This is a genomic window from Nonomuraea sp. NPDC049504 (assembly GCF_040676845.1).
Taxonomy (GTDB): Bacteria; Actinomycetota; Actinomycetes; order Streptosporangiales; family Streptosporangiaceae; genus Nonomuraea; species Nonomuraea salmonea.
Map to the genome: position 1 here is coordinate 39476 of NZ_JBFAPT010000044.1, position 23776 is coordinate 63251.

Genomic DNA, 23776 nt, shown 5'->3' on the forward strand with positions numbered 1-23776 from the left:
TGTTCTCGCTGCCGCCGATGGTGGTTCATGCGGCGTTCATGCCCGTCTTGGAGGTTTGTCGGCTGTCACCCTCATTTGCAGGAAAGGCAGCACTGTGAAGAACAAGAAGGCCGAGGAGACCGAGCACTCCGGGCTTTCCCGCCGCCGGCTGGTCAAGTACGCGGGCGTCGGCGCGACGCTCGCCGCCGCGGCACCCCTCGTCGGCGGCACCCCCGCGCAGGCCGACGACGAGCGCAGGTTCGGCAACGGCGGCAACAAGGGCCGCATGTGGCGGGCCGGCGACCACCACGTCCACTCCGAGTACAGCGGCGAGTTCGACACCAAGACGAACCCGCCCACCTTCCACAAGGGCGCGGACGCCGTCTACCCGATCGTCACCAACGCGATCATGGCCAAGCATTTCGGCCTGACCTGGGCGATGTGCACCGACCACGGCGGCCCCACGCACTCCAAGGTGAACCTCGAGCAGGCCTACCCCGACCTGCTGCGCTCGCGCGTGCTGGTGCCCGAGGTGCTGCAGTTCTGGGGCATGGAGTTCGACGCGCCCGCACTCGACCACCACACGCTGATGATCCCGCACCACGACGGTGAGGCGCAGCAGCTGTTCGAGCTGGAGAGCCGCTTCGCCAAGTTCGACGCCTTCCCGAACGACCCAGGCCACGACACCGAGGCCAAGATGGTGGAGTTCCTCAAGGCCGCCCGCGGCATGCCGCGCAAACCGCTGGTGATCGCCCATCACGGCTCCCGGTCGGCCACCGGGCTCGGCGTGTGGGGCCAGGACACGCCGCGCGAGTTCCGTAACGGCAACAACGTCGCCCCCGACGTGTACGTCGGCTTCGAGGGCGCGCCAGGGCACCAGGCCGGCCCGCTGAACGGCGGCGCCCGCGGCGGCTACGGCAACCACCCCACGTACGGCGGCTTCGACCAGATGACCGCCCGCGTCGGCGGCCTGTGGGACTCCCTGCTCGGCGAGGGACGCCACTGGTGGATCACCGCCACCTCCGACTCGCACGTGCACTGGACGCGCGGCGGCTCCGACTTCTGGCCCGGCGAGTACAGCAAGACGTACGTGGCCGCCCGCCAGGACTACGGCGACATCATGGACGCCCTGCGCAACGGCCGGATCTTCGTCACCACCGGCGACCTGGTCACCGCGCTCGACGTCACCGCGAGCAGCCAGGGCCGCAGCGCCACGGTCAGCGAGACGCTCGTCGTCACCAGCCGGGGCCGCAACGACGTGGAGGTGGAGATCCGCTTCCGCCCGCTGGACGGCAAGAACGGCAACGGCGACCACCCCGAGGTGCGGCGCGTCGACCTGATCGTCGGCCAGGTCACCGGCGTCAGCTCGAACCTGGACGCCGACACCAACCCCACCACCAAGGTCGTCGCCCGCTTCGGCCCGAACGACTGGCGCCGCCAGGGCCAGGACCGCGTCATCCGGTACACGCTGCGCGACGTCGGGCACGACAGCTACCTGCGGGTGCGCGGCACCAGCACGGACGAGATGGAGCCGCAGGCCGACGGGAAGGAGAGCCCCTGGGAGGACCTGTGGTTCTACTCCAACCCGGTCTTCATCCGCGTCCGCTAGCCCTCCACACGTGGGGCGGCCCCAGACCGGGCCGCCCCCACCGGCCCGATCAGCGTCTCCACCTCGGCCGCGACCAGCCGCCGGTACGTGCCGGCGTCCAGCGCCCTCGCCCGCACCCCGTGCCGCAGCCGCCGCGCCCGCACCAGCGCGGGCCCCGCCGCGAAGAACCCCAGCGCCGCCTCCCTGTCGCGGCGCAGCGCGGGACGCATGAACGCCGGCCGCTCCGAGGCCGCGTCGAACAGCTCGTCCACCAGCCGCGCCCGCGCCCCCGCCAGGAACCGGTGCACCTTCTCACGCACCTCGTCCGCCACCACGACCGCGAACGACGCGGGCGCCGGCCGGGTGATCGCCCCCGGCACCCGCTCCCCCTCACCCCCGGCCGCCCAGAGCAGCCGCAGCAGAGCCGGGTACCCGTCACTGCACGCAACCCCGAGTCGCGACGCCACCCCCTTGCCGAGATGCGGAAAACACCCATAAGCCCGGCCGTGTCTGCCCGGGTCGGGCGTCAGGTGAAACCGCACCCGCCCGTCCGCCTCCTCACTCACCACCACGTACGGCACCGGCGCGTCCTTCCCGAGTGGATCCGTCGCGCGCAACCCGGGATCGGCGTTGTAGGGCGGACGCAGGGCGAAGATCAGATCCGCCTCCCGCCAGGCCGCCGCCTCCTCATCCACCGTGGTCTCCCAGGCGACCCGGCGCACGAGGTCGTACCGCTGATGCAGCCGCGACACCGGAACCCGCACCCCCGCATGCTGCCGCAGCCGCTGCCGCAGATCGCCGGCCTTGCCGACGTACAGCAGCTCGTCCCCCTCCCCCAGGAAGAAGTACACCCCGGCACCGCGCGGCGCCTCCCCCGCCGCGACACGCAGCACCTCGCGCCCCCGCTGCCCCCAGTCGTCACGCATGCGTCAAGGCGTCGGGGAGGGCGGAGCCGGAGAGGTGGGCGCGGATCATGGCGGTGAACAGGTCCGGGTTCTCGCCGCTCCACGCGTGGCCCACGCCGGGCGCCAGGCGGGCCTCGCCGTTCGGGAAGGCCGTGGCGATCTCGGCCAGGGAGCGTTTGGTGAGGTCGTGCTCGTTCGCGCCGGCGACCGCGAGCACCCGGCACGGCGACGTCCGAGGCGGCAGCCGGAAGTCGATGGCGTCGTTGCTCGCCTTGCGGAAGGCGTGGCGGTCGGTGGTGCGGGCGGCGGTCAGGTAGCCGTCCACGTCGGCGTCGGGGACGTTGAGCGCGCGGGCGTTGGCCCGCAGCACCGGCCCCCACTTCATGACAGGGGCCATGAGGGCGCCCATGAGGCGTAACCGGCCCGGGTTGGGGAACGGCAGCACGTTCACCCCGCTCACGATCGCGCTCGCCACCACGTCGGGGGCGGTCGCGGCGAGGGTCGCGGCCACGTAGCCGCCGAGCGAGAGCCCGACGACGTGCGCCCGGCCGGACGGCGCCCGCGCCGCGATCAGCTCGGCCACGAGAGCGGCGGTGCCGCCGATCGACTCCCAGGCGACGGCGGCGCTGCGCCCGTGTCCCGGCAGGTCGGGCACCAGCACCCGCAGGTCGCTCTTCAGCGCGGTGACCTGCCGTTCCCACATCCAGCCGGTGGTGCCCACGGCGTGCAGGAGCACCACGGCGTCGGCGTCGTGCGGGCCGGCCTCGTGGACGAAGATCGTCATACCGGCCATGCTGGCACACCGTCCCTCGCCGACGCGCGCCTCACCGGGAGCGCTTCCGTCCGTAGACCCCCTAGTCAGGGGCCACGCCTCTGCATGGTGTCCACCCGTGGAGATGGGTGCTGCGCCCAATGGTGCCAGGGCGGGGCGGCGGCCAAGCTGGTAAGTGAGCGAACCCGATTCCGGGCCCATCGGACGAGCGGTCGAGGGGAGAGGGCATGACGAACGGCCGGACGGCCTCCCTCTGGCAGGCGTTCACGGTGGCCGAGCCCGTGATGTGGCTGGTTCTCGGCCTGCTGCCGCTCGCGGCGCTCGCGGCGCGGACGCTGCGCGTGGTCGGCGAGGACGAGCGGCTCGTGGTGCGCCGGCTGGGGCGCGCGGCCGGCGTGCGCGGCCCCGGCCTCGTCGTCGTGTGGCCGGTCCTGGAACGAGGGGTACGGGTGTCGCTGCGGCTGACGTACCTGGACCTGTTCGCCAAGGAGCTGGTCACCCGCGACGGCGTGGGCGTACGGGTCAAGGCCACCGCCGTGGCGGCCGTGGACGACCCCGTCCGGTACGCGACGACGGCGGACGACCCGTTGACGGCGACCACCATCGCCGCCGAGGCGGAGCTGCGCCGGGAGGTCGGCCGACGGGACCTGGCCGACCTGCCCGGTCTGGTCGCCCACGCCGGCGCCGAGCTCGCCGAGCGGGTGAGCCGGAGCACCCGCCGGTGGGGCGTCCAGGTCACCCTGCTCGACGTCGCCGACGTCCAGGTCCCGCTCCGGGGTGAGCTGATCGCCCGCGTCCGGCGCAGGGAGCCCCCGCGTCCCGCGGCAGCCGTACCCCTCAAGGAAGGAGACATCCACCGGTGAACATCACCCACACCCCCGTCCCAGGCGGCGGGGTCATCCACCACTTCGACACCCACCGAGGCGACCACCTCGCGGTGATCATCAGCCCGACGGGACAGCGTTCCCTCATCGTGTACGACCGGCAGGTCCCCGACACCCCGATCGCCACCGTCGAGTTCGACCAGCAGGAGGCCGACCAGGTGGCCGGCCTCCTGCACAGCCGCCCCTTGGCCGAGCGCCTCGCCGCCGTCGAACAACGCCTGGAGAGCCTCCTCCAGGGCGTCCGCGACTGACAGTGACGATGGAGGGGTGAGCGCTTCCCGCCAGAGTTCGGCCCAGCGACTGACTGACCTCGGGTCCTCAACGGGATCTGTCGGCCCTGGCCGGGAAGCGCTCAAGTGCGCTCACCGGACGCGGCGTCGGTGACTTCATAGGAGCCTGGCCAGAGGCCCCATCACTGTCTTGTCCGCGCTGCCCGGCCGGTGCGTGCCGCCCTGCCCCCCGGTCAAGACGACAGGACGACGATGACCTCCATTACACCCGGCACCGCCCGATCAGCGAAGTGGCCGGCGGTGTGGACACCTTCGCCGGCTACTTCATAGACCATTGGCGAACCAAACGCCGAATGGGATCAGAAGTGCGACCGGAACTACCAGGGTCACATATGGAAAGGCCATGGCGGTGAAATGCCTCAGCCAGACGAAGAGCCCACGCGCGCGGCGCCAGAAGCCAGATCCGGCGTGGGGCGGCACGGGCTGGACCCTTCGATAATCATGCTCGGTATGGTTTTCCGAAGACGCCATCGCCGCATGATAATCGTCCAGCAACTTCTGATATTTTTCAGACCTGTCCGGGCCGGTGTATTCTTTCAAATTCTCCGCAAGGACAGAGATCTGCTGTATTCTCTTATAATTCTCCTCCATCGCCTTCGCCCTTGTTCCATACCCAACACTGGAAACCACGAGCGAGATCGATAAAGAAAACACTGCTAAAGCGACCATCAGGGCGTCGCCGCCCTTGCCGTACATATTCTTCTCGACGAGCATCCCAACGGAAGCGATTACCGTCGAGGTCGACAACGCAACGAGCGCAGCATTCCAAGCTATGTTCGCATGAGCCAGTCGGCGGTAGGCGTTGAGTCGACTCAAATATGTGATGTAACTTCTTTTCTCCAGCCGTTCGATCGCCGGCGAGATGTCGTTTGACAGCCCGGCCACTGGTCTCCCTTGCACCGACCTCTCGACACAATCACCCGCGATCCTATGGGCGCGAGCATTGCCCTAGATCAAGATCGAGGGCAAACCGTAATACCGCAGTATTACGGCATATTACTACTGCCACCCATGCGGATACATCCCCCGAAGCGGCGGGCGCATGGGCAAGCGGCCGAGCCGCATTCAACGATAGCAGTGATCGTACACTTTGTTCCCATGCAAGTCTGATGCATACTGACGCCCGTTTCCGCAGCTCGATGACCATCCGAGCTCTACCGCACCCTGTCCGGCCAGCGAAGCAGGCGGTCCCGCCGTCCATGGCCCGCGCTTGCCTATGGTGGATAACCATGTCTCCTGCACGGTGATATCAAGAGGCCGCGGTGAGCAAACGTCGGAGCCATCAGGCACGATTCGCCGAGGGCCGGTCACCGACGGTGACGCGGCCCCAAAGGCGGCCAGGACGAGGCCACGCCCCAGTGTCAGCAGGTGTTCGCGCCGTCGAAGGCGCGTACTCCCCTGAACACCTGGGAGGAGATGGTCTTGCCTGGGTCCACTGTCTGGCAGTCGCCGTCGCCGCCTCTTCCCCAGATGATTTTGAGGCGGAGGCGGGATTGGCAGTCGTTGCGGGCGTAGCCGGTCTGTGTGATGCGGCCGGTCGTCTGCCAGACGGCGACGCACATCGGGGCGTTGCCCGCCGGTGCGGCGCTCCAGGCCGGGGTCTGGGTGAGGGCGCAGGCCAGGGCGGTTACGCCGGTGATGGTTCTGAGCATCGTGGCACTCCAAGAGAAAGGCTGGTCAGGCGTCGGTTGAGGTTTTGAGTGCGCTGCCGGCCAGCCACTCCTGCCACGACTTGGTCCAGGGCGTCGGCCCGTTGCCGAACTGCAGCTTGCGCGAGGTGCCCGTGACGCGGATGATGTCGCCGCGCTGGGTGAAGTTGTAGAACCAGTGGGCGTTGGTGGTGCTGGCGTTCACGCAGCCGTGGCTGACGTTGCGACGGCCCTGGTCGCCGACCGACCAGGGCGCGGCGTGGAAGAACATGCCGCTGTAGGTCATCCGGACGTTCCACTTGGTGTGGTGCAGATACTCGCCCGGGATGCCGATGGTCGCGGAGTCCATGAGGAAGTCGGGCGCCTTCTCCTGGGCGATCATGGTGCCTGACCAGCTCTCGTAGCCGGGCTTGCCGAGGCTGACCGGGATCCTTTTGACGACCTTGCCGTTGTCACGGACGACGGCCCGGTGGGTGTTGCTGTTGATCGTGGTGATGTGCCGGGGCCCGACGGTGAAGTGCACGGTGCGGTTCTTGAGGCCCCAGAGGTCGCGGCCGATCCGCAGGCCGGCCAGGTGGGCGACCACGGTGACCTTCTCGCCCGTCGGCCAGTACATGCGCGGCCGGTACTGCACTTCCCGGTCGCTCACCCAGCTCCAGGCCCCTTCGACCGGCTTGGACATGTGGACGGTGAGCGACCGCTCGACGGCCGCGCGGTCCTTCTGCGTGGTCACGGGCTTCGACAGCAGGAGCTGGATCGGCATGCCGATGCCGACCTTCTCGCCGTCGAGCGGCGACATGCCGGTCTCGAGCACGCGCTTCGGCTTCAGGGTGGTGAACGCGGCCCGCTCGGTGATCACGTTCCCGCCGTCGGGCGCGGCGGCCTGGACGCGCACGGTGTACGCGGCGGCGGGCTTGAACGGCCAGGTCGGCCGCCACGTCCCGTCGGAGGTCAGGGCGCCGCCGACCGCGCGGCCCTTGGCATCGACGACGGACACCGCGGTGATCTTGCCGCCGGTGACCTTGACGCCGATCCCGGTGTCCGGCGGCACCTTCTTGGCCCCGTGCGCCGGCGTGATGACCAGCCGGGGCGGCGGGAGGGGCGCCCGCTCAAGCGCGCCGCCAGCGCCGCCGGGCCCGCCCGGGCCGCTCGAGGACGTGCACGCGGCGGTGCAGAGCAGCACCACCGCGCACGTGCTGATGAGTAGGGTGCCGCCGTTCCGCATCGCCGACGCCTCCGATTTCCCCGACACTTAGGCATATGTCCGACTAGGTAGCCCCTTGGTGAGACGATGAGCGTTATGCCCGTGACTGAGAGTAATCATGCTGACATTCTGTGATCGGGTAGGCGATCATGTGGGATGCCGGCGTACATCCCGTACAGGTCAGCGCTTGGGAGCGCTCAGGACGTCGGCGAGGTCGTCGGTCTCCAGCCCCCGGCCCGGCCGCGCCTTGGGCGCGGTGATCCGCATCGGTTTCTCCCAGTACCGGTACTGGGTGGCGAAGTGGCCGCGCAGGATCCGGTCGTCGCCGAGCCCCTTGACCTGCGGCCGGGGATGCGCGTAGAAGCGCCAGCCGACCCGGTACGGCCAGCCGCGGTCGTCGTACATGTACGTCCACGTCACCTCGGCCGTCCCCAGCCCCGCCCCGGACCCCGCCGCCTCACGGAAGCTGGGCGAGACGCGGTAGAGCTCCTTGAGGGTGATCGTCCCAGTCAAGTTGTAGATGCGCTGGCGGCGGCCGGTCGTATGGTCCTTCTGCCAGGACGAGACGGTCTTCTTCACCTTCCCGGACAGCAGCTTGCGCAGCGTGGCGGGCTCCAGCACATTGACGAACTGGTCGCCGAACGCGGCGGCGGCCCCGCTCGCCCGCCCGACCCGCACCCACGACCTCTTCCCCGGCGCGAGCTGGTACTGCCGCCCGCCCACGCTGATCGTGCGCAGCGTGCCCACGGTGGGCAGCAGGCCGGCGTAATAGGGGTCCTTGGCGGCCTCGTCCACCACCAGGTGCCTGTTGCCGATGCTGAGGTGACGGACGTGCTCGGAGGCGACCACGCCGGCTCGCCCCAGTTTCACCTTGCCGGTGCCGCGCAGCGCCATGCCGCTGCCGATGAACGTCCGCCTGCCGTTCCGCACCACCTCCCGCGAGATGTCGGTGGAGGCCTGCCCGTAGAACTCGGTCGTCGCCCCGGCCCCGCGCGCGAGCAGGGTGCGCAGGGCGGCGACGGGGTCGGGCTCGGCCGCGACGGCGTGCGCGGGGAAGGCGGTGACAAGGGCTAAGGCCACGTTGACGGCATGCATGAGGGACCTCCGGACGAGGAGAAGATCACGGATGGGACGGGGGGAATCCAGCGCGTACGGTCACGACCAGCCGTACACCTTCCTGATGGCGGCGCCGATCTCGGTCACCAGGGCCGTGTCGCTGCCGTTGGCGAGCACCGCGTAGCCGGCGCCCAGCTCCGGATAGCCCTGGAACAGCGACCTGAAGCCGTAGTTGGAGCCGTCGTGGGTGTAGGAGAAGCGGTTCGTGCCGGCGTTCGCGATGAACAGGCCGCGGCCCATGCCGGGCTGCGGGCCCTGGCTGAGCAGCGTACGCACCGAGGCCCTGGTCAGCGGGCCGGCGATGTCGCCGGACGCCTTCCAGGCCCGGTTGAGGTAGGAGATGAGGCGGCTCAGGTCGAGGACCGTGGTGTAGAGGCCGGCGGCGGCCGACTCGGGGTAGCGGTTGCGCTTGCCGGCGATGACGGCGCCGGTGGTCGTGTGTCCGGCGGCCAGCTCGAAGCCGGGGGACGCGGCGTACGAGCTGGTCCTCATGCCGAGCGGGGCGAGGACCTGCTCGGTCATGTACTGGTCGAACGGCATGCTGCTCTGCTCCTCCACCATGCGCTGCAGCAGGACGAACCCGCCGCCGGAGTAGTGGTACTCGGCGCCGGGCGCGGTGGTCAGCTCGATCTTCGGCGAGTTGCCCGCGCCGTTCATGACCTGCAGCAGCGTCGGCACGGTGGCGCCCGGGCCGTAGCCGGCGAAGCCGCCGCCCCCGGCGTCGAAGCCGGAGCAGACGTCCGCGGGCGAGGTGGAGCTGCGGCCGATGACGCCGGCGCGGTGGGTGAGCAGCCGGTCGATGGTCGGCACGGCGGTCGAGGTGAGGCAGGAGCGGCGCGACAGGGTCCAGTTGAGGAGGGGGCGGACGTCCGCGTTCAGGGCGATCTTCTCGGTCTGCAGCAGGCGCAGCACGCCGACGGACGCGACCGCCTTGCTGATGGAGGCGGCCTGGAAGGCCGTCTCGGGGTGGGCCGCCGCGCCGCTGCCGGCCTCCAGCCAGCCGTAGCCGGTGGACCAGGTGGTCTTGTTGCCGGTGACCACCGCGACGGAGACGCCGGGCGTGTTGTACGCGCTCATCCGCTGCCAGATCGTGCCGCCCGCGACCGCGTTCTCGACCTGCCTGACCCGGTCGGCGGGCAGGGACGGCACCTTGCCGCGCGTGGCGAGCGCCCAGCCGCCCGACGGGGCGAAGGCCAGGGCGTGCACCTGCCAGCCGCCGCCGTGCAGGGTGTTCATGCGGGTGTAGCAGGCGTCGGGGATGTTGCGCGCGAAGTACTCGTCCTGCGCCACGACCACCCAGCCCTTGGCCTTGGGGAAGGCGACGTGGGTGACGCGCCGCCCGCCCTGCGTCAGGTTGCGCATCATCTGGTAGCACTCGTCGTCCACCCCCCGCGCGTAGAAGCCGTTCGTGGCGGCCACGACCCAGCGGTTGCCGCCGGCCGGCGGGAACGCGACGGACATGACCTGCTGCCCGGCGTCATAGTAGGCGGCGATGCGCTGCCGGCACTCCTCGGGCAGTCCGCGCGCCGACAGCCCCTTGTCGGTGGTGATCACCCAGCGGTCGCCGCCCTCGGGCGGGAAGGCCACGCAGTGGATGCGCCGGCCGGCCTTGACGAGCGCGCCCAGCTCGGTGAAGCAGGCGTCGGGGATGCCGCGGGCGAAGTAGCGGCCGTCCTGCGTGACGATCACCCAGCCGCCGGACGGCGTGAAGGCCAGCGCCGTGATGCCGTACGGGGCCAGCTCGCCGAGCTTGCCGTGCGCCTCCGCGGGGACGCCGCTGTCGTAAGAGGGGTAGCCGGCGGCGTACGCGGGGGCGGCGGCGTACGCGGGGCCGGCGACGCCCGCACCGGCGGCGGCGCCGGCCAGGGCCAGGAAACGACGACGATCCATCACAATGACTCCCTTCGGGGCAGACCATGATCCTATTGGGCGGAACGCCCGCTCCCGGCGTCTGTCACGCACAGGTCGGCGAAGCCCCTCGAACAGGCCAAACTTCGCCTTTCCCGGCCACCGGCCGGCCGCGTACGGAAACAAGTACGGCGTAGGGCAGAACGTCCGAAGGAGAGCCACGATGCGCGGAGCAGTGCTGCACGGTCCAGGCGACGTCCGCGTCGAGGAGCGCCGTGACCCGGAGATCGTCGCGCCCACCGACGCGATCATCCGCCTGACCGCGGCCTGCGTCTGCGGCTCCGACCTGTGGCCCTACCGGGGCCTGGAGGAGAACGGCGACCCGGCTCCCATGGGCCACGAGTACGTCGGCGTCGTCGAGGAGGTCGGCCCCGAGGTCACCACGGTCCGGCCGGGCCAGTTCGTGGTCGGCTCGTTCTGGGCCTCCGACAACACCTGCGAGATCTGCCGGGCCGGCTACCAGAGCGGCTGCGTCAACCGTGTCCTGATGGCCTCGATCGGCACCCAGGCGCAGTTCGCCCGCATCCCGCTCGCCGACGGCACACTCGTCGCCACCCCGGGCATGCCCGAACCCGAGCTGATCCCGAGCCTGCTGGCCGCCTCCGACGTGCTGGGCACCGGCTGGTTCGGCGCCGTCGCCGCCGCGGCGGGCCCGGGCAAGACCGTGGTGGTCGTCGGTGACGGCGCGGTCGGCCTGTGCGGGGTACTGGCCGCCCGGCACTTCGGCGCCGAACGGATCATCGCGATGAGCCGCCACGAGTCCCGCCAGGAGCTGGCCCGCCGGTTCGGCGCCACCGACATCGTGACCGAGCGCGGCGACGAGGGCGTGGCGCGGATCATGGAGCTGACGAACGGGCTCGGCGCCCACAGCGTCATCGAGGCGGTCGGCACACAGAGCTCGATGACGCAGGCCATGCGCTCCACCAGGCCCGGCGGCCACATCGGGTTCGTCGGGTACGCCCACGACGTGGCGCTGCCGGGCGACGAGCTGTTCTTCTCCCTCGTCCACCTGCACGGCGGCCCCGCCCCCGTACGCGAGTACCTGCCCGAGCTCATCGACCTCATCTGGCGCCGCGTCATCGACCCCGGGCAGGTCTTCGACCTGACCCTGCCGCTGGAGCAGGCCGCCGAGGGCTACCGGGCGATGGACGAGCGCCGCGCCGTCAAGGTGCTCCTCACGCCGTAGCCGCGCCCAGGCCGGGGACCCGGTCGTGCAGGCGGACGGTGGCCGCGGTCTCGGCGGTCGCGCCGGGGCGGCTGACGTACCGCACGATCTTGAAGGCGGCGGTCAGCGTGCTCGGCGTGATCTCCAGCATCAGGTAGCCGCGGTGGCGCAGATGCAGCTTCAGGCGCGGGTTGACGGCGGGCAGCGGATCGGTGACCGGGTCGACGTCGGTGCCGTCGCCACCGGTGGTGATCGAGGTGACGGCGAACTCGGCGCCGATCGGGCGGGCCGCGGGGTCGTCGTAGTCGAGGACGAGGTCGCCCGCCCAATGCGCGTGCACGTCGCCGGTCAGCACGGCGACGTTGCGCGCGCCTGCCTCCACCCAGCCTTCGCTGACGCGCATGCGGGCGGCGGTGTAGCCGTCCCAGGCGTCCTGGCGTACGAGCCTTCCCGGGCCGGGGTCGCGGTCGCGCTGGCCGAAGAAGACCTGCTGGCCGACGAGGTCCCAGCGGGCGCGCGAGCGGTGGAAACCGTCGAGCAGCCACTGCTCCTGGTCCAGGCCCAGCATCGTGCGGCTGGGCCCGTCCGGCGCCGGGCAGTCGTTGAAGCCGGCGCCGCACAGGTGCGGGTCGCGGTATTGCCGGGTGTCGAGCACGTGCAGGGTGGCCAGGCCGCCCCACCGCAGCCGCCGGTAGAGCTGGACGGCGGTGCCACCGGGGCGGGCGGCGGGGCGTAGCGGCAGGTGCTCGTAGTACGCGCGGAAGGCGGCCTGACGGCGCTCGGCGGGGATCAGGTTGGTCCAGTTGTTGACCACCTCGTGGTCGTCCATGACGGCCACCCAGGGCGCGGCGGCGTGGGCGGCGCGCAGGTCGGGGTCGGTCTTGTAGAGGGCGTGGCGGCGCCGGTAGTCGGCCAGCGTGACGGCCTCGGGCCCGCCGTGGTCACGGACGTTGCCGCCGGGGCCGAGCAGGTGGTCGCTGCCCTGCTCGTAGATGTAGTCGCCGAGGTTGAGCACGAGGTCGGGCTGTTCGGCGGCGATTGCGGCGTAGGCGGTGAAGTAGCCGTGCTGGTAGTTGGCGCAGGAGCAGACCGCCATGCGCAGCGGGCGGCCGATCGTGCCGGGGGCGGGGGCGGTGAGCGTGCGGCCGGTGGGCGAGACGTACGGGCCGGCCTTGAAGCGGTACCAGTACGGACGGCCGGGCCGCAGCCCGGTCACCGTGACGTGCACGCTGTGCGCCCAGTCGCGGACGGCCAGTTCAGTGCCGCTGCGGACGACGGTCCTGCCCGCCGGGTCGGCGAGGACCTGCCACTGGACCGGCACCGGCTCCTGCGGCATCCCGCCGAACCCGTCCTCGGCCAGCGGGTCCGGCGCGAGCCGCGTCCACAGCACGAACCCGCCCGGGTCGGGGTCGCCGCTGGCGACGCCCAGCGTGAACGGCTCGCCGAAATCGGCTGACGGCACCAGGGACGGCAGGCCGGTCGTGAACCCCGCCGCCAGGAAGGACCTCCTGCTCAACACAGCAAGCATGATTGCCGCGGCCACCGCCTATGCGGACGAGGACACGCCAGCCACCCGAGATCTGGACACTCCACCCGACCTCTTTCGCCGTATATGTCACGAATGTTACAGAGGTAACTCCAACCCCTCCCCCCTCTGACACCCCGGTGTTAACCTGACGGCGCGCCTGTCCGCTCGGCTTCCAGCACCAGGAAGGTGACCGTTACGCATGCCCCCTGTAAACGTTTCCCGTAGGAGCCTCTTCACCATCGGCGCAGGTACGGCCGCTGCCGCCGCGCTGGCCTCCCAGCCGGCGCTCGCCGCAGAAGGCCGCTTCCAGCTCACCGCCCCCTCGACCTCCCTCATCTGGAAGAAGGCCCTGTACGACGAGACCGTCCTGCAGTCCTTCGCCTTCGACAACCGCAACGGCCACATCTACACGCTGCAGGTGAAGAACGGCTCCGGCTCCAACGCGGCCGGCGACCTCTGCCTGACCAAGCTCAGCCTGTCCGGCGCGATCCTCGGGCACATGTACCTCATGGGGTTCGGGCACGGCGTGCAGTGCGGGGTGGAGCCGTCCGGCACGTCGGCGTACCTGTGGACGGAGACGGACGGCATCCCCGACGGCACCAGCTCGCGCGGCACCAAGCTCGCCCGGTTCAGGTTCGTCGACGGGCAGACGCTGACCCCCTCGTCGCCGGAGCTCACCAAGCACGAGCCGATCGCCGGGGTCCGCAACGTCACCTGTACGATCGACCCCTCCACCAACCGCATCGTCATGCGCTACAACGACAACGGCACCTTCCGCTACGCCGTCTACCCGCTGGGGCAGTTCAAGGCGGGCCGGTACGAACCGATCTTCCACGTCGCCCAGCCGGGCGGGCTCGGCACCTTCCAGGGGTACGCCGTCTACGGGAACTTCGCCTACATGCTGGACGGCACCGCCTACAGCGACAGCAACCCGCCGCCCGGCAACGCCCACGTCACCTGCTTCGACCTGCGCACCGGCGAGCAGGTCCAGCGGGCCCGCACGGAGGCGGGCCGGTCACTCGACTTCCGCGAGCCCGAGGGCATGGGCATCCAGATCGCCGCCGGCCGTCCCCGGCTGTGCCTGGGGCTGGCGTCGGGCGAGTCAGGGGCCCGGGTGGCCAACATCTTCTACAAGAGCGAACTGATCTGACCCGCTGCGGGGCCGGGCGGACCGCCGCCCGGCCCCGCTGTCGGAAACCGCCACCGCCCAGAACGCGGTCCAGAACCACGCGGTGGGCAAGGTCATCGTCGACCCCACCACCTGACGCCCGGGCGTTCGCGGACGCGAGTGGCCAGCGTCCGCGAACGCAGCGCGGCCGGCTCTCTGACCAGGCGTCACAAGGCCCCTTCGATCATCAAACTGCGCGAACGGCAACCAAATGGTCATCTGACCGAAACGAAGAGTGCAGAGACTGGCCGCTCAGGCGTTGTACGGGGAGGAGACCACGTGGACATCGATCATTCGAGCATGCGCAAGAGCGGCCGGGCGATCCACGACGGCGGTGGCGAGTTCGGCGAGGCCGTGAACAGGGCCTGGCAGACGCTCGGGCCGCTGGTCCCCTACTTCGGCAATCCCGACAGCGACGAGGCGGCCCGTATCTTCCGCCGTGGCCAGGACGGTCACCCGGGCTTCGACGCCGCCTGCGACGACCTGGGCACGGCGCTGCGCGACCTGACGGAGTCGTACAAGGCGATCGGGGACGCCGTGGTGGCGATGAGCTCGAACGTCAAGGACGCCGAGTGGGCCAGCATGATGGTCAGGAACGAGCACCTCAAGGCGCTCAAGGAGTTCGCGGAGCGCGAGGACCGACCGCTCGCCGTGCCGTCCACTCCGGTAGAGCGCGACTGAGGAGCCGCGCGTGCCCATCGGACTCGCGACCAAGGTCGCCGCGGGCGGGATGGCCGGCGCGGGTGCGGCGGGCATCCTGGCGCCCGAGTTCCTGTTCGGCATCTCCTACCTCGAAGGCGACCCCGCCACGATCAGGAAGGCGGCCGACGTACTCGACGACGTCGCCGACACCATCGACGAGCACTTCAGAACCGCGAACGCGGCCGCCACCGCCGTGTGGACCACCAGCGCCGGCCCCGCGGTGTCGCAGTTCAAGAAGTTCTGGACCGAGCAGTACGGCCCCGTCGTCCTGGAGGTGTCGCTCAGGCACCGCAAGGCCGCCGTCGCCTGCCGCGCCTACGCCGACGTGATCGAGAAGGTCAACCACGCGATCAAGGTTCTGTGCTACATCCTGACCGTGGACATGATGTTCACGATCGGCTACCAGGTGCTGACCTGGAAGATCTTCCAGGCGATCATGAAGCGGCAGGCGCTGCTGTTCCAGCAGACCGCGCACTGGTTCATCGCCATGCTGATCCCGACGTGGCTGTACTGGGTGCTCGACAGCGCCACCTACGCCACCGGGCAGGTGGTGCTGCCGCTGGCCATCAACAAGCTGGGCGGCATCAAGACCGACATGTCGGGCAACGAAGTGCAGTCGCTGGAGCACAACCTCACGACGTTCAGCGAGCACTTCTACGCCAACATGATCTTCGACAGCGTGGTCGACGGCGGCTCCGCGCTGATGACCAAGGTGCCGGGCCTGCGCGCGGTCGCCCAGAACGTCGAGCTGCCGAACGGGGTGACGCTGAACACCGGCAACTTCCTGCCCAGGATGACGGCCTCGACGGCGTACTCGATGACCGTGGACGTCCAGCACGGCGACAACCCGCTGCCGGGCACCGAGCACGGGCTGACCGAGGAGGAGATGTACCAGAAGTTCATCGTGCACGGCACCCGCAGCCTCATCCCCCGCGTCTGACGCCTCACAGGTAGGGGCGGGTGACCTCCATGACGCGGCGGGCCGCGTCCTCCGTAGCCCGCCGCGAGGCCTCCAGGATGGCCTCGGCCAGCTCCTGCGAGCCCAGCCGCATCGCACGGGGGTCGATCCGCAGGCCGGTCAGCTGGCCGGACGCGGTGACGCGCACCCTGACCTTGCCGTCGGGGCTCGCCGCCTCACCGGAGACGTCGCCGACGAGGCCCATGACGTCGGAGAGTTCGCGCGAGTTCGCCTTGAACTCCGCCATGACCCGGTCGAGTTGGGGGTCACCGGTCCGTAGATCGCGTTCTGCCATCCCGCATTATCTACAGAACACCCATATAGGTGGCAATGAGTAAATATCGGGCATCAGCGGGTGTGAGAACGGACATCCCTCTCGGTCACGCCCGTTCCGCCAGGTGGCCGGCGAGGTGCGCGACCACCTCCCGCGCGTCCTCCTCGATGCCGTTGATGAACGTCGACCTGCGCCGCCGCAGCACCGGCAGGCCCAGCGCGTACAGTCCAGGCGCGTCCACCACGCCGCCGTCGTGGCGCAGGAAACCCTTCTCGTCGAGCACGGGCACGTCCAGCCAGCCGTAGTCGGGACGGAAGCCGGTCGCCCAGACGATCGTGGCGATCTCGCCGGAGTTCAGGTCGAGCTGCCAGCGCGCGGAGGCGGGCACCCGGGTCGGCTCGAACCGCTCGGGCGGCCCCGCCTCGCCGTCGCGGCCGCTCTCGCGCGCCCATGCGTCGAACGCGTCCAGCAGCCGGTTCATCTTCAGGTCGGCCAGCGAGAACACGTTGCGCAGCCCGCCGGAGAACAGCGCCTTCCCGTCGCGCAGGGCGGCCCAGCGGCCCACCAGCTCGACCCCCGTCGCCGTCAGCGCGTTGAGGTCGAGCGTGGCCCGCTCGGGCGTGCCCACGAGCTGGGGCGACGGCAGCCGCCTCGCCCTGGTCAGGTCGTCCAGCTCGTCGTGGCGCTGGTCCCACACGCCGGAGGCGTCCATCCACCACAGCACGTCGCGCCCGCGGTAGGTGCGGGGCAGCCGGACGTGCTCGCCCACCGAGAGCGTGACCGGACGGCCCGAGGCGCGCAGCTCGGCGGCCAGCTGCACGCCGGTCGCCGAGGCGCCGACGACGAGCACGCCGCCCTCGGGCAGCCTGCCGGGCTCGCGGTAGTCGTACGGCGTGAGCTGCTTCACCTGCGGCGGCACCGCCGTGCTGAAGGACGGCACCGACGGCAGGTTGCAGGCGCCGCTGGCGATCACCACCGTGCGGCAGGCGATCTCGCCGCGGTCCGTGGTGACGTGGTAGCCGTCACCGGACGGCCGTACGGACGTGACGGTCGTCCCGGTACGCACGGGCGCCCCCGCGAGCGCGGCGAACCGCTCGATGAACTGCGTCACTTCCTTCGTGGTCATGTAGCCGTCGGGGTCGGGCCCGTCGTAAGCCAGGCCCGGCAGGCGGCTCTGCCAGTTGGGGGTGAGCAGGCGGAAGGAGTCCCACCGTTCGCGCCGCCAGGAGTTGGCCACCTCGCCGCGCTCGATCACCAGGTGGTCGATCGAGCGCGCGCGCAGGAAGTGCGAGGCGGCGAGGCCGGCGTGCCCCGCGCCGATGACGACCGTCGCGACCCGTTCGATGATGCTTCGCTCCCTCAGGCGACTTCGACGGTGACGTTCGTCGGGTTGGTGAGGGCGTCGAAGACGGCCGAGCGCTTCTGCGACTGGGCGACCAGGGCCTCGATGTCCTCGCGCGAGGCGTCGGCGTCGATCTCGAACGTCACCTTGATGTCGTTGAAGCCGTTGCGCACGTCGCTGTCGGCGCCGAGGATGCCGCGGATGTCGTGGACGCCCTCCAGCTTGGCCTCGACCGAGCGGAGCTGGATGCCGCGGTTCTGCGCGACGGAGGCCACGCCGGCGGTCAGGCAGCTCGCCAGGCCGACCAGCAGGTACTCGATCGGGGTGATGCCGTTGTCCTCGGCCGCGAAGACCTCGGGATGGTCGGCGTCGAAGACCGCCTCCTTGCGGTGGCTGCGCTCCTCGCCGAGGCCGAAGAACTCCTTGACCGTGGTGGTGCTGTGGACGCCGTTCTGCCATTTGGAGGAGGCCCGCCAGACGAACTGGGCGGCCTCGGGCGCACCCTTGAGCGCCTCGCGCGCTTCGAGCAGTGCCTGTACGTTGACACCGTTGGTGACCGTGGTCATACCTCTCGCCCTTCGCTTCCGGGTATTCCGGTAGGTATTTGACCATATACCGGGAGTGGCGGCTACCATAAGCCCCATGTCGCAGCCAGCAAGAACGTCCGAGGCCGGCTCCGTGGGCGTCGTCGAAACGTTCCACCTCGACCTTCCGGACCCCGTACGGCTCGACTGCGGCAGGGAGCTGCACCCGGTGCGGGTGGCGTACGAGACCTACGGCACCCTCTCCCCCGAGCGCGACAACGTCATCCTGGTCTGCCACGCGCTGAGCGGCGACGCCCACGCGGCCGGCGTGGCCAAGGCGCCGCCCGAGTCGGGCACCCGCGACGGCTTCGGCGCCGAGGAGCGCGACGGGTCGAGCGCCAAGGGGCTCGGCTGGTGGGACGGCATGATCGGCCCCGGCAAGGCGTTCGACACCGACCGCTATTTCGTGATCTCCACCAACCTGCTCGGCGGCTGCCGCGGCACCACAGGCCCGTCCTCGACCAACCCGGCCACCGGGCGCCCCTACGGGTCCGGCTTCCCGGTCATCACGGTCGGCGACATGGTCCGCACCCAGCGCGCCTTCCTCGACGCCCTCGGCATCGAGCGGCTCGCGGCCGTGGCCGGCGGCTCGCTCGGCGGCATGCAGGCGCTGGAATGGGCGATCAGCTACCCCGACCAGGTCGACGCCGTCGTGGCCATCGCCAGCACCCACGCGCTGCACCCGCAGGGCGTCGCATGGAACGCCATCGCCCGCGAGGCGATCATGCGCGACCCGGCCTGGCAGGGCGGCCACTACTACGGCACGGGCCGCGCCCCCGACGCCGGCATGGGCATCGGCCGGATGGTCGGCCACATCACCTACCTGTCGGCGCCCGCGCTGGAGGAGAAGTTTTCCCGGCGGCTGCAGTTCGCCGACGACCTGCGCTACACGATCACCGAGCCCGAGTTCGAGGTGGAGAGCTATCTGCGTCACCAGGCCGACTCGTTCGTCAAGCGCTTCGACGCCAACACCTACCTCTACATCTCGCGCGCGCTGACCTACTTCGACCTCGCCAGGCAGCACGGCGGCGGGTCGCTGAAGCGGGCGCTCGAGGACGTGCGGGCGCGGACGCTGCTGATCGCGTTCAGCTCCGACTGGCTCTACCCGCCGGCGGCCTCGCAGGACATCGACCGGGCGCTGCGCTCTCTGGGCAAGCCGGTAGAGTTCGAGGTGATCGACGCGCCGTACGGCCACGACTGCTTCCTGCTGGAAGAAGCGCGGCAGACGCCCATCATCCGCCGGTTCCTTGCCCGAGGCGGGGCCGGGTGACGTCGAGGAAGAGGCACTGGTGACCGAGCAACACCCCCGTCAAGAGCAGGCCCGCGCCTTCGGGTTCGAGACCCGGCAGCTGCATGCCGGGCAGCGGCCCGACCCCAACACGGGAGCGCGTGCCGTACCGATATTTCAGACCACCAGCTACGTCTTCGAGGACCCCGAGTCCGCGGCGGCGTACTTCAACCTCCAGGAATACGGCAACACCTACTCCCGGATCATGAATCCCACGGTCGCCGTGTTCGAGGAGCGGGTGGCCAACCTGGAGGGCGGCAGCGGCGCCGTGGCGTTCGCCAGCGGCATCGCCGCCCAGGCCGCCGCGCTGTTCACGCTGCTGGAGCCGGGCGACCACGTCGTGTCGTCGTCGGCGCTCTACGGCGGCACCGTCAACCAGCTCAAGCACCTGCTGCGCAAGATGAACGTCGAGCTGACCTGGGTCGATCCCGACGACCCCGACGCCTGGCGCAAGGCGGTGCAGCCCAACACCAAGGCGTTCTTCGCCGAGACGATCGGCAACCCCTCGGGCAACGTGCTCGACATCGAGCCCGTGGCGGCCATCGCGCACGAGCACGAGCTGCCGCTGATCGTGGACAACACGTTCGCGACGCCTTACCTGTGCCGGCCCATCGAGTGGGGCGCCGACATCGTGATCCACTCGGCGACCAAGTTCATCGGCGGCCACGGCACCAGCATCGGCGGGGTCGTCGTGGAGGCCGGCACGTTCGACTGGTCCAACGGGCGCTTCCCGGTGGTGGCCGACCCGTCGCCCGCCTACCACGGGCTGCGCTTCCACGAGACGTTCGGCATGTACGGCTACCTGATGAAGCTGCGCGCCGAGACGCTGCGCGACCTGGGCGCGGCGATGTCGCCGTTCAACGCGTTCCTGTTCCTGCAGGGCCTGGAGACGCTGTCGCTGCGCATGGAGCGCCACGTCGAGAACGCGCGCAAGGTCGCCGAGTTCCTCGACGGCCACGAGCTGGCCTCCAACGTCAGCCACCCCGGCCTGCCGGGCAGCAAATACCGCCCGCTGGTGGACAAATACCTGCCGCGCGGGGCGGGCGCGGTGTTCTCCTTCGAGTGCGCGGGCGGCCGGGCCGGCGGGCAGGGCCTCATCAGCGGCCTGTCGCTCTGGTCCCACCTGGCCAACGTCGGCGACGCCAAGAGCCTGGTCATCCACCCCGCCAGCACCACCCACCGCCAGCTCAGCGACGACGAGCTGACCGCCGCCGGCGTCGGGCCCGGCTCGGTGCGGCTCTCGGTCGGCACCGAGTCGGTCACCGACCTCATCTGGGACCTCGAGCAGGGCTTCGCCCGCGTCGCCGCGACGATCGGCACCAAGGAGGAGACGGCATGACCGACAGCACGGCCGGCCTGGCCCGCTACCAGGACCCGCTGACCATCCAGCGGGTCCTCCACGCCACCAGGAGCATCGCGATCGTCGGCCTGTCCGGCAACGAGCTGCGGGCCAGCAACTTCGTCGGCTACTACCTCAAGCGCCACGGCTACCAGGTCGTGCCGGTCAACCCGCGCGAGAAGGAGATACTCGGCGAGACCAGCTACCCGAGCCTGTCCGACGTGCCGGTGCCGATCGACCTCGTCAACGTCTTCCGCGCGCCCGACGCGCTGCCCGGCATCGCCCGCGAGGCCGTGCAGATCGGGGCGGGGGCGCTGTGGTGCCAGTTCGGGGTGATCAACGAGGAGGGCGCGCGGATCGCCGAGGACGCCGGCCTGCCCGTGATCATGGACCGCTGCCTCAAGGTCGAGCACGCCCGTTACGTCGGGCGGATGCACTGGCTCGGCTTCAACACCCAGCGCATCACCTCGGTCCGTTCGGGGCTCCAGTAACGGGTGCGATGAGTTTCCGGCGGGTCGCCGGTCTGTTCGGGTGAGCGTCGTACAGAGTCGTACGACGACACCCCGAACACCACCGGAGGACACCGTGACATCCAGCGCTTCCGCGCAGCCCGGCCGCCCGCCCGTCGCCGACCTCGCCACCTGGCAGGCCGCCCGCGACGAGCTGCTGGTCCGCGAGAAGGCCCACACCCGCGAGGGCGACGCCATCGCCGCCGCCCGCCGCCGGCTGCCGATGGTCGAGTTCGACGGTTCCGTCAAGGTCACCGGGCCGGGCGGCCCGGTGCCGTTCCTTGAGCTGTTCCAGGGGCGCGACGAGCTCGTCGTCTACAAGCACATGTGGTACGACGGCGCGCCGCCCCAGGGGCAGTGCGAGGGCTGCACCACCACGGCCTGGCACCTCAAGGACTCCGCCTACCTCAACGCGCGCGGCGTCTCGTTCGCCGTCGTGACCCCCGGCGCGTGGGACGAGGTGGCCGAGTACGTCGCGTTCATGGGCTACACCCAGCCGTGGTACTCCATCCGCGGCGTGGAGGGGCCGGCCGGCGGGCCGACGGGCTATCTCACCAGCTACCTGCGCGACGGCGAGCGCACCTTCCTCACCTACTCGACGACGGGCCGGGGCTGCGAACCCGCCAACCCGTCCCTGGCGCTGCTCGACATGACGCCGTACGGGCGCGGCGAGACCTGGGAGGACAAGCCCGAGGGCTGGCCGGAGGGGGAGCACGCGTGCTGGTACTGGCGTACGGACGCCGAGGGGAACTCGACGTGGGGCGAGACCAGCCGCCCCACGGCCCAGTGGACCCGCCCCGGCGCCACCCCGGTCACCACCCTCGGCCGCCACGGCACCTTCCACTGACGCGCGCTTGACCGGAGGTGCGTCGGCCGCGGTGCCGGCCCCGGTGGAGTACGCCCCGCGCGACTTCGTGCTGCATCTGTTCTCCGCGTTCTGCCAGATGACGTTGCGGCACCCCGCTCCCGGCCGCAGGCGGCGGCTGGGGCCGGGGCAGGTCGCCGTGCTGCTCGCGGGCCTGGCGCACACCCGGCTCGCCTGGCGGGCGATCTCCGCGGCCCGCCGGGGGGCGGAGGCTCAGGGCGTACGGGCTGCCGGATAATCAGGTGCGCGCCTTGGAGGGCGTCGTTAGCGTGGCGGTGATGATGTACGAGCATCCGCTGGCGTACGTGCTGGGCCTGGAGGGCGTCGCCCTCATGCGGGCCTACACGGGCGGGCACGACCGCGCGTTCGTCGAGGCGCGGCTGGCCGAGATCCGGGCGTTCCTCGACGACGAAAGGCTCGCGGGGGCCGCCGTCGAGGTCGAGCGGGTGGACGTCGCGACGGGTTACCGCATCTGGGCGTCCACCTACGACGGACCCAACAGCGCGTTCGACCTGGACGAGCCGTTCATCAAGGAGGTCGTCGGCGGGCTGCCGGCGGGCGACGCGCTCGACGCCGCGTGCGGCACCGGCCGGATCGCCGCGCTCCTCGCCGCGCGCGGGCACCGGGTGCGCGGGGTCGACGGCTCACCCGACATGCTGGCGCGGGCGCGCGAGCGGGTGCCTGACGCGGAGTTCCTGCCCGGTGAGCTGGCCGCGTTGCCGCTGCCCGACGCGTGCGTCGATCTGGTGGTGTGCTCGCTGGCGCTCACGCACGTGCCGGCGCTTGATCCGGTGCTGGCCGAGTTCGCGCGGGTGCTGCGGCCCGGCGGTCACGCAGTGCTCTCCGACATCCATCCCGACGGGGTGGCGCGGGGCGTGGTGCCGCCCGTACGGCTGCCCGGCGGCCGTCCCGCGCGGGTGGCCACCCACCATCACCCGGTCGGTGACTACGTGCGGGCCGCGCTCGCGGCCGGGCTGCACGTACGGCGCTGCGAAGAACCGCGGCATCCGGCGGGCGAGCCGCGCGAGCGTACCGACGTGCTGGAGCCGTGGGACGTGTGGCCGTGGGCGCTCTGCGACCTGGCCCCCGAGGCGGCGCACGCCGCGATCGCCGGAACGCCGTCCATGCTGTTCTGGCACTTCCAGCGGTAGGCCGTCAGGTGGGCAGGGTGGAGGCGTCGTCGCCGGCGCGGTAGTTGCGCAGCGCGACCGCCAGCCCGCTCTCCTGCTTGCTGAGGGCATCGGCCAGGAGACCAAGGCCGACGCCGATGTTCTCGAGTTGCGGGCCCCGTGCCTCCCAGTAGGAGCGGCCGTACTCGTCGTCGGTCAGCGCGACGTGTACGGCGTTCTTCACGGTCGTGTACCGGGTGGTCGTCCTGGACGTGATGCCGGCCAATGCGCCCGTCCCGGTGGCGATCCGGCGTAGCTGGGCCTTGCTGTAAACGACTCCGTCAAGCTTCACAGCCTGGAAGCGTAGCGAGGACGAACGCCCGTTATAAGGGTTTCTGTGGTGTTCCGTGCTGCGGGAGTGATAGAAGATCTTCAGTGATCGAGGAGGGCCCCCTGGAAACGCGTGCCGATGCCTGCTTCCCGTGGACGGAGAAGAAGTAGATGCCGCTCGATCCGAACCTGGTGCCCGACATCGTCAAGCCGCTGGCCAAGCCACTGACGGGCGGGGCGGTCCCCGAGGCCGACGTGCCCACCCTGATCAGCGAGTCGAAAGCGCTGAACGCGCTGGCCGACGCGCTGGAGGAGATGAA

25 protein-coding genes are annotated in these 23776 nt (G+C 70.6%); 13 read left to right on the forward strand and 12 right to left on the reverse strand.

What is annotated here, in order from left to right; all coding sequences use genetic code 11:
- Positions 1-94: 94 nt before the first annotated feature.
- The gene (locus AB0K28_RS47390) at positions 95-1588 is read left to right on the forward strand and encodes a phosphoesterase (RefSeq protein ID WP_364384046.1); all 1494 of its coding nucleotides are present in this window, start codon (positions 95-97) and stop codon (positions 1586-1588) included.
- Here the strand turns inward: AB0K28_RS47390 and AB0K28_RS47395 are convergent.
- Both AB0K28_RS47395 and AB0K28_RS47400 read right to left on the reverse strand, forming a co-directional pair.
- Positions 1585-2493 carry a GIY-YIG nuclease family protein gene (locus tag AB0K28_RS47395; protein WP_364384049.1) on the reverse strand — a complete coding sequence of 303 codons (909 nt, stop codon included), beginning with the start codon at positions 2491-2493 and terminating at the stop codon, positions 1585-1587. The two genes, AB0K28_RS47390 and AB0K28_RS47395, sit on opposite strands and share 4 nt — an antisense overlap.
- Positions 2486-3256, reverse strand: coding sequence for an alpha/beta fold hydrolase (locus AB0K28_RS47400; RefSeq protein ID WP_364384052.1), 771 nt, complete (start codon positions 3254-3256; stop codon positions 2486-2488). The genes AB0K28_RS47395 and AB0K28_RS47400 overlap by 8 nt, the downstream gene beginning before the upstream one ends.
- Before the next feature lie 215 nt (positions 3257-3471).
- On the opposite strand from AB0K28_RS47400, the gene AB0K28_RS47405 reads away from it, so the two are divergent.
- Positions 3472-4107 carry an SPFH domain-containing protein gene (locus AB0K28_RS47405; RefSeq protein WP_345385215.1) on the forward strand — a complete coding sequence of 212 codons (636 nt, stop codon included), beginning with the start codon at positions 3472-3474 and terminating at the stop codon, positions 4105-4107.
- Complete coding sequence (locus tag AB0K28_RS47410) at positions 4104-4379, forward strand: hypothetical protein (RefSeq protein WP_364384055.1); 276 nt, start codon at positions 4104-4106, stop codon at positions 4377-4379. Before AB0K28_RS47405 ends, AB0K28_RS47410 begins: the two co-directional genes overlap by 4 nt.
- A 303-nt stretch (positions 4380-4682) precedes the next feature.
- On the opposite strand, the gene AB0K28_RS47415 is transcribed toward AB0K28_RS47410, so the two are convergent.
- The 5 genes from AB0K28_RS47415 to AB0K28_RS47435 form a co-directional block, all read right to left on the reverse strand.
- Positions 4683-5303 carry an SLATT domain-containing protein gene (locus AB0K28_RS47415; protein WP_364384058.1) on the reverse strand — a complete coding sequence of 207 codons (621 nt, stop codon included), beginning with the start codon at positions 5301-5303 and terminating at the stop codon, positions 4683-4685.
- Between the two features lie 476 nt (positions 5304-5779).
- A complete protein-coding gene (locus tag AB0K28_RS47420) occupies positions 5780-6070 on the reverse strand; it encodes a hypothetical protein (protein ID WP_364384061.1) in 291 nt (96 codons plus the stop codon).
- Positions 6071-6095: 25 nt separating this feature from the next.
- On the reverse strand, positions 6096-7319 hold the full coding sequence (locus tag AB0K28_RS47425; RefSeq protein WP_364384064.1) for an Ig-like domain-containing protein: 1224 nt from the start codon (positions 7317-7319) through the stop codon (positions 6096-6098).
- A gap of 132 nt (positions 7320-7451) precedes the next feature.
- A complete protein-coding gene (locus AB0K28_RS47430; protein ID WP_364384067.1) occupies positions 7452-8366 on the reverse strand; it encodes a hypothetical protein in 915 nt (304 codons plus the stop codon).
- 60 nt (positions 8367-8426) lie between these two features.
- Positions 8427-10277, reverse strand: coding sequence for a serine hydrolase domain-containing protein (locus AB0K28_RS47435; protein ID WP_364384070.1), 1851 nt, complete (start codon positions 10275-10277; stop codon positions 8427-8429).
- Between the two features lie 181 nt (positions 10278-10458).
- Between AB0K28_RS47435 and AB0K28_RS47440 the strand changes: the two genes are divergently transcribed.
- Positions 10459-11481: a zinc-dependent alcohol dehydrogenase family protein gene (locus AB0K28_RS47440; RefSeq protein ID WP_345385226.1), complete on the forward strand. Its 1023-nt coding sequence runs from the start codon at positions 10459-10461 to the stop codon at positions 11479-11481.
- On the opposite strand, the gene AB0K28_RS47445 is transcribed toward AB0K28_RS47440, so the two are convergent.
- Positions 11471-12976, reverse strand: a complete 1506-nt coding sequence (locus AB0K28_RS47445; RefSeq protein ID WP_364384074.1) for an alkaline phosphatase D family protein — start codon at positions 12974-12976, stop codon at positions 11471-11473. The genes AB0K28_RS47440 and AB0K28_RS47445 overlap by 11 nt on opposite strands.
- A gap of 211 nt (positions 12977-13187) precedes the next feature.
- Between AB0K28_RS47445 and AB0K28_RS47450 the strand changes: the two genes are divergently transcribed.
- The 3 genes from AB0K28_RS47450 (at position 13188) to AB0K28_RS47460 (ending at position 15798) form a co-directional block, all read left to right on the forward strand.
- A complete protein-coding gene (locus AB0K28_RS47450; RefSeq protein ID WP_364384077.1) occupies positions 13188-14138 on the forward strand; it encodes a teichoic acid biosynthesis protein C in 951 nt (316 codons plus the stop codon).
- Positions 14139-14435: 297 nt separating this feature from the next.
- Positions 14436-14837, forward strand: coding sequence for a hypothetical protein (locus tag AB0K28_RS47455; RefSeq protein WP_345385227.1), 402 nt, complete (start codon positions 14436-14438; stop codon positions 14835-14837).
- Between the two features lie 10 nt (positions 14838-14847).
- Positions 14848-15798, forward strand: a complete 951-nt coding sequence (locus AB0K28_RS47460; protein WP_364384080.1) for a hypothetical protein — start codon at positions 14848-14850, stop codon at positions 15796-15798.
- 4 nt (positions 15799-15802) lie between these two features.
- Here AB0K28_RS47460 and AB0K28_RS47465 read toward each other — a convergent pair whose 3' ends face one another.
- The 3 genes from AB0K28_RS47465 to AB0K28_RS47475 form a co-directional block, all read right to left on the reverse strand.
- On the reverse strand, positions 15803-16111 hold the full coding sequence (locus AB0K28_RS47465) for a YbaB/EbfC family nucleoid-associated protein (protein WP_364384083.1): 309 nt from the start codon (positions 16109-16111) through the stop codon (positions 15803-15805).
- An 85-nt stretch (positions 16112-16196) separates the two neighbouring features.
- Complete coding sequence (locus AB0K28_RS47470) at positions 16197-17453, reverse strand: NAD(P)-binding domain-containing protein (protein WP_364384105.1); 1257 nt, start codon at positions 17451-17453, stop codon at positions 16197-16199.
- Complete coding sequence (locus AB0K28_RS47475) at positions 17450-17998, reverse strand: OsmC family protein (protein ID WP_345385230.1); 549 nt, start codon at positions 17996-17998, stop codon at positions 17450-17452. The genes AB0K28_RS47470 and AB0K28_RS47475 overlap by 4 nt, the downstream gene beginning before the upstream one ends.
- A 76-nt stretch (positions 17999-18074) precedes the next feature.
- Between AB0K28_RS47475 and AB0K28_RS47480 the strand changes: the two genes are divergently transcribed.
- From AB0K28_RS47480 to AB0K28_RS47505, 6 genes are all read left to right on the forward strand, one after another.
- Positions 18075-19286, forward strand: coding sequence for a homoserine O-acetyltransferase (locus tag AB0K28_RS47480; RefSeq protein WP_364384087.1), 1212 nt, complete (start codon positions 18075-18077; stop codon positions 19284-19286).
- A 19-nt stretch (positions 19287-19305) separates the two neighbouring features.
- Positions 19306-20643, forward strand: coding sequence for an O-acetylhomoserine aminocarboxypropyltransferase/cysteine synthase family protein (locus AB0K28_RS47485; RefSeq protein WP_364384090.1), 1338 nt, complete (start codon positions 19306-19308; stop codon positions 20641-20643).
- A complete protein-coding gene (locus AB0K28_RS47490) occupies positions 20640-21134 on the forward strand; it encodes a CoA-binding protein (RefSeq protein WP_364384093.1) in 495 nt (164 codons plus the stop codon). The genes AB0K28_RS47485 and AB0K28_RS47490 overlap by 4 nt, the downstream gene beginning before the upstream one ends.
- A 94-nt stretch (positions 21135-21228) precedes the next feature.
- Positions 21229-21999, forward strand: coding sequence for a DUF899 family protein (locus AB0K28_RS47495; protein ID WP_364384096.1), 771 nt, complete (start codon positions 21229-21231; stop codon positions 21997-21999).
- Positions 22000-22030: 31 nt separating this feature from the next.
- On the forward strand, positions 22031-22255 hold the full coding sequence (locus AB0K28_RS47500; protein ID WP_364384099.1) for a hypothetical protein: 225 nt from the start codon (positions 22031-22033) through the stop codon (positions 22253-22255).
- 13 nt (positions 22256-22268) lie between these two features.
- The gene (locus tag AB0K28_RS47505; RefSeq protein ID WP_364384102.1) at positions 22269-23168 is read left to right on the forward strand and encodes a class I SAM-dependent methyltransferase; all 900 of its coding nucleotides are present in this window, start codon (positions 22269-22271) and stop codon (positions 23166-23168) included.
- A 4-nt stretch (positions 23169-23172) separates the two neighbouring features.
- Here the strand turns inward: AB0K28_RS47505 and AB0K28_RS47510 are convergent, their stop codons facing one another.
- Positions 23173-23478, reverse strand: coding sequence for a hypothetical protein (locus AB0K28_RS47510; RefSeq protein WP_345385235.1), 306 nt, complete (start codon positions 23476-23478; stop codon positions 23173-23175).
- Between the last annotated feature and the right edge of the window lie 298 nt (positions 23479-23776).